Raw genomic sequence first — 13,683 nt, 5'->3', positions numbered from 1 at the left:
GTATCTTTTATTCTTCCTGATTATCTTCCTTATTCCCCGTCCGGTAATACAACGGGCTGATGCCATACATATCCTTGAAACAACGGCTGAAATAACGTTGGGAACTGAATCCAGTACGGTCTGCAACTTCGGTAACAGACAAGTACTGTTCATGTTTCAGCAACCAGGCGGCTTTCTTCAAACGTATGGTCAGTATGAACTCGTTCGGCGTCTGCCCTGTGATAGCCTTTATCTTGGTGAAGAAATTGGTACGTGAGATATACAGTTCCTTTATCAAATCGGACAAAGAATACTCCGAGTTATCCAGATTCTTCTCGATAATGGCAACCGTACGATCCAACAAGTCCTTATCCATCGGATTTGTAGCCAACATCTGCACCTGTGTCTGCGGCTGTTTGCCGAACTTCTCCTGCAATACCCTGCGGCTGTTCACCAGATTATTACATCTTGAAATCAGCAGGTTCACATTGAAAGGCTTTGTGATATAATCATCCGCGCCAATCCGCAACCCTTCGATAGTATGCTCGATGGCGGTACGTGCCGTCAGCAATACAACAGGGATATGGCATGTCTCAAAATTCGCCTTTATCTGCTTGCAGAGTTCTATACCCGTCATCTTGGGCATCATAATATCACTTATAATGATGTCCGGCATTACTTCCTGCGCCTTTTGCAACCCCTCTTCACCATCGGAAGCGGTCACCACTTCATAGTAAGGTTCAAACAATCCTGCCAGCATCTCCCGCAAAGAAGTATTGTCTTCCACAATCAGCATTTTAGCCCCTTTGATTCTGTTTTGCACATCTTCGTCCATCACTTGCTGTTCCAGTTGCAACTGCGGTTCGGCAGGCATACTCAGAGGTTCTTCTTTCACAGGTTCGGTGTCAATCTGTTCTTCCAGGAAATGCTCTTTGCCCAGTTTCAGATAAATGGTAAAGGTGGTGCCCTTATCCAAATGGCTGCTGACCTCAATGCGTCCTTTATGCAGTTCGATAATACCCTTGCTCAAAGCCAGACCGATGCCCGTTCCCTGAATATTGCCCGAGTCAGCTCCCACTTGATAGAAACGCTCGAAGATTTTTTCTATCTCTTCCGGACTGATGCCCGTACCGCTGTCGCGGACTTCAATCACTGCCTCTTCTCCTTTCTTATATACATTCAAGGAGATGGTTCCCCCTTTCGGCGTATATTTGAATGCATTGGACAGCAGATTATTTATCACCTTCTGCAACTGTCGCGAGTCATACCACACTTCCAGATGCTCCTCTCCCCTATCAAAATGGAAATGTATGTTACAAGTAGCGGCATACTCCACATAAAGGAGATAATTCTCATACAGGAAATCAATCAGTTCATGCCTGCTCACCTTTATCTTCATATGTCCCTGTTCCTGCTTACGGAAATCAAGCAGTTCGCTAATCAACTCCCGTAGCTGCAAACCGTTCTTGTAGATGTTCAGCAACTTATTGTAAGCCGCAGGCGAAAAAGACTGCCCCTGAAGCAGCATTTCTATCTGCCCGATGATGATGGTCAGCGGAGTACGGAACTCATGGGAGATATTGGTAAAGAAACGGAGTTTCGACTGGTTCAGTTCCTCTACATCACGGATATGCTGCTGCTCGTATTTCAAGGATTCCTGCAACCGGATACGGTCACGATACGCCTTGATGAGATAAAACAGGATAACGGCTATGACAATGACATATAGCAGATAAGCCCACCCCGTCTTATAGAACGGTGGCAGGACAGTTATCGCCAGACGGCATTCCGACTGGTACACGTGGTTCGCTCCCACAGTTTTGACAATTAGCGTATAATCTCCCGCGGGAAGATTGGTGTAGGTAATCATCTTCTGTCCGTGCGTTTGCGCCCATTCATTAGAGAAACCTTCCAGTTTGTAGACAAGTTCGTTCTTATTCGCCGCAATGTAATTGGTCATGGCAAATTCAATGCTCAGTACGGAATGGTTACTTTTCAAGGTAATGGAAGAAGCGTCATAGAGTGAAGATTGCAGGATGCCGGTTTCATCATTGATACCGACTTCATCACCATTCACCCACAACCGCACGGGGATAATACTGTAAGGTTTGAGAGGTATGTCCAAGTCTTTCTCATAGAAAGAAATCATGCCTTTCACACCACCCAGAAATATTTCCCCATCCTTACACTGGTAAAGCGACTTCTCGTTGAGTGTAGTAAACGGAAAACCACTCTCGGCACTATGGTTGTTGAATACCTTGGTATAGTAATCGAAGATAGTGAATCCCTGGTTCGTAGTCAGCAACAGCTTTCCATTCTGGGATTCGACGATGGAATAAACGCAATCACTGCCAAGCTTGTTGTTCCGTGCATTGAAGTTTTCAAATTTCCCTGTTTCCCGGTAGAAGACGTCGATACCGGAACCGCTTGTGGAGAACCACATATTATGATGCCTGTCCTCAATGATAGTGTTCACCCTGCTGTAACTTATCGAGTTTTCCGCTTCGGGCGAATAACGGTAATTTATCAGCTCTTTGGTGTCAAAATGATAGGCATATACGCCACTGCCTTCTACCGCAACCCAAAGAATCCCTTGCGAATCAAGATACAGGCTATTACTGAACAACTCGAGCAACAAGGAAAACTTCTCTGTCCGCGGATTGAAAAGGAATACACCGCCATAAGAGGCCAACAGAATATCCTGACCATAAGGAATAATATCCAGAACCACGTTGGACGAATTTTCACTACGACTGTCAGGCATACGGTATCGGGTAATCCGGTCGGTCTTGATATCCAATTTATTAAAGCCTTCCTGATGCGTACCTATCCAGAGCACATCTTCCTGCGAGTCATAATATAATGATTTTATATTGTTGGACGAAAGAGAATTCTCCCCTTCTTTATGTTTATACCACTTGAATTGTTTTGTCTTCCGGTTGTAATAGTTCAGTCCGCCGCCTTCGGAAGCTATCCATATATTCCCCCGCTTGTCCTCTGCCATGCAGCCGATGACGGGATAGGTCAGTCCTTCGCTTTCATTCTTTCCGGGACGATAGTAGGTGTAGATTTCATATTCGGGGTTGAAGTAGTTCGCTCCGCCAAAGTAGGTTCCCACCCACATGGTTCCCTGATGGTCTTTGATGATACAGTAGACAGAGGAGTTGCTCAGGCTGCCCGGCACATCGGAAGGGGTATAACAGGTAAACTTCCGTGTTTTCTTATCAAACTTGTCCAGTCCGTTGAAGGTGGCAATCCACATATTTCCCTGATTATCCTCACAACAGTCCCTTACCGAATTGGACGAAAGTTCTTCCTTTCCCGTTTTCCTGCCGTCCGTATAGTGAGCTATTCCACTATCCGACAGATGGAAAAGCCCGTCTTCCCAAGTGCATATCCACATATCACCGGACGTATCCTGATACAGATTATACACATGGACTTGAGACAACACACACTCCGGCACACTGTGTCCTTTCTTGAGACAATACAATCCTTTACGTGTCCCCATCCACAGGTTTCCATCGTCATCCTTCAACAGAGACACAATCAGTTGATGGACATCCAACGAACAATAAGGTTTCAGTTCACGTGACTTCGGGTCATAATAATTCACCTGCCAGTTTCCACCCGTAAACAGCGTATCAGCTCCATAGGTGATATTATACACTCCACCTTTCTGAATGGTATGAAACTTTTCCGAATACATGTCAAACTCACATAATCCTTCTGATGTCTGTACATACAACATTCCTTTATCATTTCCGCAAATATTCCGGATCTGATTGCCCACAAGTGAATGCTCGTCTTCCTTGTCATACTTGTAGTATTGTATCCGGTTGCCATCATACACATTCAGCCCGTCGCGTGTTCCGATCCATATCCGTCCGAGCTCATCTTTGTGCAAGGCATAAACGGAGAATTGGGACAGTCCGTTTTCTGTGGATAGATAGTTGAAGGATATGTCTTGGGCTGAGAGTGTGGTGGTTCCTGACACGGCTATTAACCAAAGGCATAACCGCAGGAGTGTATTTAAAGAGTATAAATGTGTGTATCTCATAAATATTCTGTATTGTTAGAAGCGGAACAAAGATACTAAAAAAACAAGTATAATTATACTTAATTATAAAATCTCTTATTCACATTCATCACGGTTTCCTTAAGTTCTCATTCATAGATAGTTCCGGTGAAGAAGAGATAAGAAATACAGTATTCACCAAGGTTCACGCCTTCACGCCTTTCCTGGAATTTGCATTCTTCCGACTCATATCAGCAATCAAATGACATATAGTACATAAAGGAAGGACGACTGATAATGATATGGTTGGGGTAAGCAACAGCTTTTTCAGTATCAGCCGACTGGAGTTGTCCATTTAGCCAACTATAGCCGTCTGATTAGCCGACTTGAGTTGACTATGTAGCCGACTTAAGTCGGCTGATTTACAGGTTTACTTTTAGAAGATACACGTTTTATGAAGTATCACGTCAGGTTACAGTGAGATTTCTTCCCAATCCTCGACTGTGCGTGTGGAAGAGGAGAAGCTTACTCCGATGCAAATGACCTTGCGCTTGTCTGCCAGATAGGGCATGGCATAACCATTAGTTGGCAGCCAACATAGACAGGAAACCTTCGCGTACTTCATTGTTCGGGAAATCAAGCAAGTAGGTTCCCATTCTTTTATTATATTCTTTGATGGTGAGGTAGCCACTTTGGAAAATCATTGGTAACGGTTGCTCTACATCTGCCTTATAATCTACAAATAAAGAGGGTTTGTAGAATTTCCCTGTCAGTTCGTTCATCTGTTCGCGACTGTGTTGCAGCAGGCGTATCAGATAAGTGGGAGTTCCGGTGGCGAACCAGTAGTCACGGATTTCATTCATTCGAAAAGCATTAAGAATGCTGAATGGATTGTAAATGCCTGTCATGTTCGTGCTGAAATGATAGCCATCGTACTGTCGTTGCAACCAATCCTTCATTTCCTTTACTGTACATTGGTATTTAGTGGCCAGTTGGATCATAGGTTCTTCAAAATATTTCTCCAATTCCTCTTGAGTGATACCACAAAGAGACTCGTATTGTTCACTCATACTGATATCTGTAGGTTGGTTGAATCCGCTGAATACACTGACTTGTGAGAATTTGGTAACTCCTGTCAGCAAAACGAATCTCAGGTATTCGTCAGCCCCTTTAAAGGTGGAATAGAAAGATTTGAGAATCTCCCTATGATGATCCTCAAGCAGTCGCTTTTCTCCTTCGTGAGTACGGGTAGACGCTCCGGTGTCGAGTACGTCGAGAATAGGTTTATCATATTCATCTATTAGCACTACGGCGCGCTGTCCGGTCTTTTGATAGGCACGTTGCAACACTCCCTTGAAGCGGTCACCTGTAGTGGTTTCAAGGGGGTCTTTTCCATATTCCACTTCCCATTTGGCTATGTAGGTTTCGATGCTTTTCTCCAGCTCTCCTTCACGGGTATAGTTCCCTCCGTTGAAGTCTACACGAAAGATAGGATATTGCAGCCAGTCCTTTTCAAGGCGAGAGATTGCCAGTCCGTCGAAAAGTTCTTTCCGCCCTTGAAAGTAACAGGCGAGCGTGCTAACCAGCAAGCTTTTCCCGAATCGGCGGGGACGGCTCAAGAAATAGATTGAACCCTCTTGCACAAGACTGTAAACCAAAGCGGTCTTATCTATGTAAACATATCCGTCTTCACGAAGGCGGTCGAAACTCTGTATTCCAATGGGATATTTCATCTTTTTATCGGCTTTTTATGAATCAGTAGACGAAGATACATGAAAGCGTGCATAAATGCAAATCATTTTTTAGTTATATTAGAGGAACACGGTTGTGAAAGCAGCATATATAATCTTTATGTTGAGCTGCAATATATAAACCCGTAACACTTCTGGGAATAGCAGCAGTGACACCTAAACTTTTTAAATATTCCAAAGCCGCCTTTTCTTTCTCAAAAACAAAGAGCTGAACTACAGTCAACGTATCAGGCATTCCAAATTGCGAATAAAATTCAGCTTCGTGAAGAAGCATCTTTTCTATCTTTTCACGTTCATCTTGAGATAGCAGGTCTCCGTTATATTCAATCTGCACCACTTGCGCACAGAGTTTAACACACAACAGAAACAGTGACAAAAGAATTAATAATGTACGCATAATGTCATTTCATTGATTTCTGTTTCAAATACTTTTTCTTTTCGTGCTTATCCATATCCTGCATGATAAGTTCTTCATCGGTAGCAGCATAATAAAAAGTCTTTTCCTTAAGTTTCACATCGCCTTCTGTGGTGCGAAACACCGGAGTAAAATGAGAATAAGGATACTCCATAAAATTCTCGCTTAATAATTTATTCTTATCCAAAAAGAAATATGAAATCGGAATACCTCTACTTCCTGCTATTCCAATCGGTTGTCCAGTTAGTACAATGTCACCTTCCCGGATGAAATTCTCCGACATATACATATAAGCTGCAAAAGTATTATCAGCATGATATATAAGTAAATGCTCACGAGATGGAGTTTTACAAGCCACGCCACCCCGAGTTGCATAAACAGTATCTTCTAATACACGAAAATTCATTGTCCTAAACGGTTCTCGTTGGTCAACCACCCAACCTGTCTTTTCACCATTCTTCACAGGTAAAGCATAAGGGGTATCTATTTTCAATTCTTTGGGAAATATACCGCGAAAATAGACGTATTGTGATGCATATTTAAATGCATTGCTAGCTTCTGAATCCTTGTCTATAGTATAAATTGTATTTTTTCCAGGAAGTAGGATATGGGAGTTATCGACTTTACAAAAAAGATAATAATCACAAAAATCTTCATTATAGAAAACTAAATCCAAATCTCTTTCTATATTCCTTTCCCATTTGTAATAAATATCTTTTGTGCGGCTTAATATCAATCCACCTACTTTCTGACCGTACATGTTACTCGAAAATAATGTTAGAGCTAATAAAATAAAAATATACTGTTTCATAAGTTTGCTAATTTATAACATACGACTTATCGTACCGACAATTCTTCTATCGAAACCTGTGCCGGATTGCCATTCAAAGAGGTGGCATCCAAACGGATGAAGCGAGTAGATACTTTTTCTTTGAATTGCACCGTTTGCGGAACAGGGTTATTGATGATATTACTGAACTCGCCATTAGTCGGTACTTCTGTCCATATCTTCCCATCGTTACTTATCTGGAATTTATAGCGGAAAGCAGTGGTCGGCTTTGCTTCGGCTCCTGCGGGAGCGTATGTAAATCCTGCAATAACAGTCTGTTTTCCCAAATCAATGGTGACAGGAGATGATGACAATAGATGCCAGGCATCTTTGGACAAACTTTCTTGTGCAGCCTGCGGTGATTCGTCTTGCAATGGAGCGGCATAATAGGCTGCTATCCGGGATACGTTGGCTATCAAGCGACATTCGTCGATAGTCACCCGGATTTTATTGGCTTTCACGGTGGGGATACGCAGCAATCGTTTATAGCCAATTGTGGTTCCCTGTCCTACGATTTGCCATCCTTCGGGCGTCAGCGCCTCTACTGTGAACTTCTCAACCCGCTGTCCTTTAGCGATGTCTTCCTGCAACATTATTACGTTGACAGAAGTTTCCTGTTCCAACTGATAAATCCGGCTGTCTTGTGGGGCAGCACACCATAGGTTCATTCCGTCTTTTATCTTGTCCGAAGCAAATACCTGCTTTCTGTAATCGGCAAATTCTTTCAGCCGGGTGGCATCCGCTTCGCTGATAAGTCCCCGTTTATCCGGCGGGATATTGAGCAGGAGAACGGAGTTGTATCCTACCGACTGGTAATAGATTTCCATCAGATGCTGCAAAGTCTTCACTTGAGCGTCCTGTTCTTTATGGTAGAACCATCCCGGACGGATAGATACATCCACTTCCGACGGATACCAGAACAGTTCGCGAGCCTTTGCCAGCATCTTGCGGCTGCCCAAATCGGCAGTTGTGCTCGATACATTGAGAAGCTTGTTATTTTCGGTAGAACGGCTGTAAATGCTCGGAGTACGTACCGTAGCTCCCCATTCGGTTTCACGGCCGATGCCTTTCTCATTTCCTACCCAACGTACATCATCGCCCATGATGGCCGCAACAGCTTTGGGTTGCAGGCGGCGGATAGTCTTATAATAAGCATCCCAGTCATAGACTTGTTTTTTACCGTTGGGGCCTTCGCCGTTGGCTCCGTCAAACCATACTTCGTGGATTTCCCCGTAATTGGTCAGCAGTTCCGTAAGCTGGCGGACAAAGAAATCGTTGTATTTCGGAGAATCCCCATAACAAGCGGCATTCCTGTCCCACGGAGAGAGATAAACTCCGAACTTCATGCCATACTTGTCGCACGCTTGGCGAAGTTCTTTCACGACGTCCCCTTTTCCCTGTTTCCAGGGAGAAGAAGCAACAGAGTGAGGAGTTGTTCTCGTGGGCCACAGGCAAAAACCGTCATGATGTTTGGCGGTGAGGATTACCATCTTAAAGCCGGCATCTTTCAGAGTACGTACCCATTGTCCGGCATCCAGTTCGGAAGGATTGAAAAGGGCGGGGTCTTCCTTGCCATCTCCCCATTCATTGCCGGTGAAAGTGTTGATACCGAAGTGCAGGAAAGCAGTCAGTTCCAGTCGTTGCCAATTCAACTGCTCCGGAGTGGGAACCAAACGGGCTGCCATATCCACTTTCTGCTCCAAAGTGGCATTGGCGGGAAAACGGAGATGCTTTACAAAGTAATCCTCTTTCGCATGATATAACTGAGGATACGACAGTTCTCCTTTTTCATTGATGAACCGGAAACCGCGGTTGTTCCAATAACGGTGAAAGCCACCGATATTGCTATTGATATAGATTAATTCGAATGAATGTACACCTTTCTTCAACGCGATTGATTTACGGCTGACCGAATGGCGGATTAGTTTGCCACTGTTGCTAATCAGCAGTTCACCGTCTATTTTCAGTTCGTCCATCTCTGTGGTCATATAATAAATGCCATCAGCGGGAACTTTGAAATATCCGCGATAGAGAAAGGCTCCGTTTGATTCGGGAGCAACATTCAGGTTGAAGTCAGAAACAATCTCCGGATTGCCCCAACCTGCGTCCAGCAGGTCTGTGACGTAGTAATACTTGCCGGAAGCGCGTAATAGTTCTGCGCCGGGCAGCAGCTTTTCTGTATCGGCCAATGCGGGACGCATTGTTTCTTTTCTGACAGTAATTGTCCGCGTGCGCCCCAACTTACCGGAAGAAAGACGGGTGGCAATTTTCAGGACTGCGTCGTCTGTAAACGACAGTGGAGATGTGTAAAGCGCTGACTTTGCGGTGGGCGCACTTCCATCAAGTGTATATACCATATCCAGGTCACGACTGTTACGGAACGAGAGAGATGTCTTATCTATCAACGCTACATAATCCGACTGTGGGCCTTCGGGCATAGGTATGTGGTAATTGACTTCGTATGCATCCAAACGGGGATACTGGTTATCAAGACGACGCACAAAGGAAGTGAAATCCTTACGGGATTTCTGCGTCCATGCCAACTCTGCCATTGCGAGCAGACGGGGATAAAGCAAGTACTCCGTATGTTCCGGGGTAGGCGAATATTCCGTCCAAAGGTTGGCTTGCGCACCAAGTATATGGTGTTGCTTGTCGGGAGATATTTTAGTCGCTACCGGTTCATAATGGTACGCCTTTTCGAGAGAAATGCCATGGCCGATAGCGACAGGTTCCACTTCCGGCGCTCCTTGCCCGTTATAATCATAGTAGGCATATTGCAAGGGAGTCATAATGACATCGTGCCCCATATTGGCAGCCGTAATTCCTCCTTCTTCCCCAGTCCATGACATGACGGTGACTGTGGAAGCCAGTCCGCCTTCCAGTATCTCATCCCAGCCTATCATCGCTTTTCCATGTTTCAGAAGCATGGCTTCCGCACGGTGGACAAAGTAGCTTTGCAGTTCGTGCTCATCTTTCAGATGTTCGTCGCGCATCCGTTTCTGACATTTCCGGCAACGTTTCCAATGGACTTTGGGACATTCGTCTCCCCCGATATGGAAATATTTCCCCGGAAAAAGAGGGACGACTTCGTCAATCACATCTTCCAGAAAGTCGAAAACACGGTCGTTTCCCGCACAATACACATTGTCTTCCACTCCCCACTGGTTGCGAAGTTGGAAAGGGCCGTCTATACAGGATAATTCGGGATATGCCGTAATTGCGGCGAGTGCATGACCGGGAAGCTCTATCTCCGGGATAACGGTGATTTGCCGAGCGGCTGCATATGCCACCACCTCTTTTATTTGTTCCTGCGTGTAGAAACCCCGGCAGATACTTCCGTCCACGTTATGGCGAACAGAGCCTACTTCGGTCAATAACGGGTATTTCTTCACTTCAATCGTCCACAGATGGTCATCCGTCAGATGCCAATGGAAATAGTTCATCTTGAACATTGCCATCAGGTCGAGTTGTTTCTTGATGAAATCCACATCCATAAAATAGCGGCAAACATCAAGCATCATGCCGCGATAGGCAAAACGGGGTTCGTCTTCTACCGAGACACAGGGAAGGCTCCAACGTGTATCTTCTACTTTATGAGAATTCTGAATGGCAGACGGAAGGAGTTGCATCAAGGTTTGCATCCCATAAAAAAGCCCGCGCAGGCTTTTGCCTATCAGGTCGATTTTATGATTGGCAACGTCCAACCGGTAGCCTTCTTCATTCAAAGGCAAGGTAGTGTCTATCGCCAATGTTATGCTGTTCTGCCGTGCGTCATATTCTTGTACTTTGTTTTCTTTGGCGGTATTACTGATGGGGAGCGGATATCCAGTAGACCGTTTCATCTGTTCCCGGAAGTACCCGGCGATTCGTTCCACCTCTTCCGTGCCGGCAACAAAAACTGTTCGGGAAGTGAATTCAAATACTCCCTGCCTCACTTGGATATGTTTGGGATAAGGAATGACGGAAATGTCTTTCTCATTCCTTCCGGCTGCGGACACTTCTAATGACAACACACAAAGTACCGCCACCAACCAGTTATTTAATAAAAGTTTTCTCATCTTTATTGGTTGTTACATGTTATTCTCACCATAAGTCATCTTCACGTTCAGGGAAGTATGGTTATTTACGGGTACTTCCAGTTTCAGGTATCCTTTCTTTTCAAAGACCAGAATGTCGCTTGCGGATACACGTACCTTGTATCTCCCTTTTGAATCGGTTCGTCCCAGTTCACGTCCGGAAGTTTTTGAATGGATGGAAACACCGTCTATCAATGTAGCCTGCACATCTCTGACAGTGCCACTTACGGTTATCTCTTTTCCGGCTGCCGCGGATTTGCTTACGGAAGATGCCCGAAGATTGTCCGAGGTGGAAACGGGTTGTCCGTCTGCTCCGACAAGTTGTCCGTTTGCTCCGATATGAATAGTCTGCTTTAGTAAGATACGGTCGGAAGCGGTTCCCAATTGCAGTTCAAACGCACCGGGTTCTATCAGTCTCCTACCATCTTCCAAGGTAAGGGAAAGTTCGGCAACCGGGAAACTGAGAACGCCTTCCCTACTCTCCCCCGGTTGCAATTCAACTTTCATAAATGCGCGCAGTTGTTTTATGGGGGTCACAACTGAACTTACTTGGTCACGCACATAAAGCTGAACAACTTCTTTCCCTGTTCTATTTCCTGTATTCCGGATTTGTACCTTTACGCGGATGGAATCATGTTCCAAAGCGGCCGTCATCTTCTCCAAAGAAAAAGTGGTATAACTCAACCCATGTCCGAACGTCCACAAAGATGCGGGAGACGAAAAGACGTAATCCCTGCCGGGCGCTTCATAACTGCCCGGCTTCTTATAAAAGCCTTTGTCGGAAGGCAAATGGTTGTAATAAGCCGGCAGATGCCCTACGCTCTGGGGAAAGGAGAAAGCCAGTTTTCCCGACGGATTCACTTTCCCGAAAAGAATATCGGCTATGGAGTTGCCCGCCTGTTCTCCTGCATACCATTGTGCAAGAATGGCGGGAATATGTTCTTTTTCCCAGGGGATGCAAAAGGGCTTTCCTGCCACAAGTACCAACACTACCGGTTTTCCTGTTTCGTAGACCGCACGGATAAGCTCGCTCTGCGCTCCCGTCAGTTGAAGGTCGTGCAGGTCAAAGCCTTCCCCGCAATTCACCTGGTTATAATCACGCGCCAGCGATGCACTGGAACTGCCGCAGAAGAGCAGGGCGACATCACTTTGGGAAGCAATCTCCACCGCTTCGGAAATAGCCGAAGTATCTTTGGACATCATACTGCATCCACGGGCATAACGGACGGTAGCCTTGTCACCCACCAGACGCTTTATCCCTTCCAACGGAGTGACGCCATCCTTATTGTTCCGGCTCCATGTGTAATCACCGAACTGCACCTGCGCGGCATTCGGCCCGATGACTGCAATCGAACGAATCCGGTCGATATTCAACGGCAATAATCCGGTTTCGTTTTTCAGCAATACGGTAGATTCATCCGCTATCTTGCGGGACAAGGCGACGCTTTCCGCATCATGCATTTCCTGTTTGCCGAACTTCTCTCCATACGGGTCTTCAAACAAGCCTGCCGCAAACTTGGCAGCAAGCACCCGGCGCACCGCCTCATCAATCACGCTTATATCCATTTGCCCCTTTTCAATCAGTTCTTTCAGATAGGGATAACATTCGCTGGAAGCCTCTACGTCCAGTCCCGCACTGATGGACTGCACGGCACACTCTGCCGGACTGCCGGCTGTATGATGAAAGTTCTGCAACATCTCAATCGCGCCCCAGTCGGAATAGACATATCCTTTAAAGCCCCATTGCTTCCGCAGAATATCGGTCAGCAGATAGCGGGAAGCGGAGTTGGGGACACGGTTCCAAGAGTTGTAGGTGGACATCACAGCCATGACAGGCAACCGGGTAACTACCATTTCAAAGGGTTTCAGATAGACATCGTGCAAGTCTCTCACCCCACATTCCACGGACGCGAGGTTCAGCCCGCCCAACGGATTGCCATGAGGGCCGAAATGCTTCAGCATCGGAGAAATGCCATTATCCAGATAACCGCTTGTCTCCGCACGGGCGAATACCCCGCAAAGGAAAGGGTCTTCCCCATAGGATTCTTCCACCCGTCCCCAACGCAAATCGCGGACTACATCAATGCAGGGAGCCAATACCTGACGCATCCCCTGCGCATGAAGGTCACGGGACGTAGAAGCTGCCTTTTGATAAGCCAGCGTCGGATTGAAGGTACTTCCCAACGCTATATTCTGAGGATATATAGTGGAACCTTCGTGGGCGGAGCCATGCAGGGACTCCGCTACGGTAAATACAGGAATTCCCAGCCGGGTGTGCTCTATCATATACTTCTGTATGAGCCGCATATTCTTGCTGCAATTCTCCCCTGTCAACGGGAAACCTTCTACAAATCCCCAACCGATATTCCCGGAAAAGGCGGAGAGCTTCTTTTCGTCCAACGTCTGTCCATCGAATATATTCCAGGAATGTATGTGGCGGATTTGGGCTATTTTCTCTTCGAGCGTCATCCGGCGCAACAGGTCTTCCACTCTTTCGCCAACGGGCAGAGAGGCATTCTTATAAGGATATGCCTGTCCCCTTGCAACCAAAAAAGGGAATAAGAACAATAACAATACTAACAACGGGTATTTGATATAGTGTTTCATCTGTTTTC

At 45.8% G+C, this 13,683-nt stretch carries 5 protein-coding genes and 1 pseudogene; all 6 read right to left on the bottom strand.

Translation table 11 applies throughout. The features are described 5' to 3' along the window. Nucleotides 1-7 precede the first annotated feature (7 nt). Complete coding sequence (locus tag AB5443_RS09560) at nucleotides 8-4,039, bottom strand: two-component regulator propeller domain-containing protein (protein WP_368114025.1); 4,032 nt, start codon at nucleotides 4,037-4,039, stop codon at nucleotides 8-10. 430 nt (nucleotides 4,040-4,469) lie between these two features. Next, nucleotides 4,470-5,730, bottom strand: a pseudogene (locus tag AB5443_RS09555) (AAA family ATPase). A 73-nt stretch (nucleotides 5,731-5,803) separates the two neighbouring features. Continuing rightward, nucleotides 5,804-6,145, bottom strand: coding sequence for a hypothetical protein (locus AB5443_RS09550; protein ID WP_368114026.1), 342 nt, complete (start codon nucleotides 6,143-6,145; stop codon nucleotides 5,804-5,806). A 4-nt stretch (nucleotides 6,146-6,149) separates the two neighbouring features. Then, entirely contained in the window at nucleotides 6,150-6,974 is an 825-nt protein-coding gene (locus AB5443_RS09545; protein WP_368114027.1) for a M23 family metallopeptidase, read from the bottom strand. Nucleotides 6,975-7,000: 26 nt separating this feature from the next. Continuing rightward, nucleotides 7,001-11,050: a family 20 glycosylhydrolase gene (locus tag AB5443_RS09540; protein ID WP_368114028.1), complete on the bottom strand. Its 4,050-nt coding sequence runs from the start codon at nucleotides 11,048-11,050 to the stop codon at nucleotides 7,001-7,003. Nucleotides 11,051-11,062: 12 nt separating this feature from the next. After that, entirely contained in the window at nucleotides 11,063-13,675 is a 2,613-nt protein-coding gene (locus AB5443_RS09535) for a glycoside hydrolase family 3 N-terminal domain-containing protein (protein WP_368114029.1), read from the bottom strand. Nucleotides 13,676-13,683 lie beyond the last annotated feature (8 nt).

Origin of the sequence: Bacteroides sp. RTP21281st1_H5_RTP21281_210402 (assembly GCF_040918965.1) — a bacterium.
In the GTDB taxonomy this organism is placed as follows: Bacteria; Bacteroidota; Bacteroidia; order Bacteroidales; family Bacteroidaceae; genus Bacteroides; species Bacteroides congonensis.
Note: the sequence above shows the minus strand (reverse complement) of the source record. Positions and strands in the feature narration are given on the sequence as shown.

What these genes read in the sequence shown, in the direction of transcription:
- AB5443_RS09560 (WP_368114025.1), bottom strand. Translation starts at nt 4,039, where the DNA reads ATGAGATACACACATTTATACTCTTTAAATACACTCCTGCGGTTATGC.
- AB5443_RS09550 (WP_368114026.1), bottom strand. Translation starts at nt 6,145, where the DNA reads ATGCGTACATTATTAATTCTTTTGTCACTGTTTCTGTTGTGTGTTAAA.
- AB5443_RS09545 (WP_368114027.1), bottom strand. Translation starts at nt 6,974, where the DNA reads ATGAAACAGTATATTTTTATTTTATTAGCTCTAACATTATTTTCGAGT.
- AB5443_RS09540 (WP_368114028.1), bottom strand. Translation starts at nt 11,050, where the DNA reads ATGAGAAAACTTTTATTAAATAACTGGTTGGTGGCGGTACTTTGTGTG.
- AB5443_RS09535 (WP_368114029.1), bottom strand. Translation starts at nt 13,675, where the DNA reads ATGAAACACTATATCAAATACCCGTTGTTAGTATTGTTATTGTTCTTA.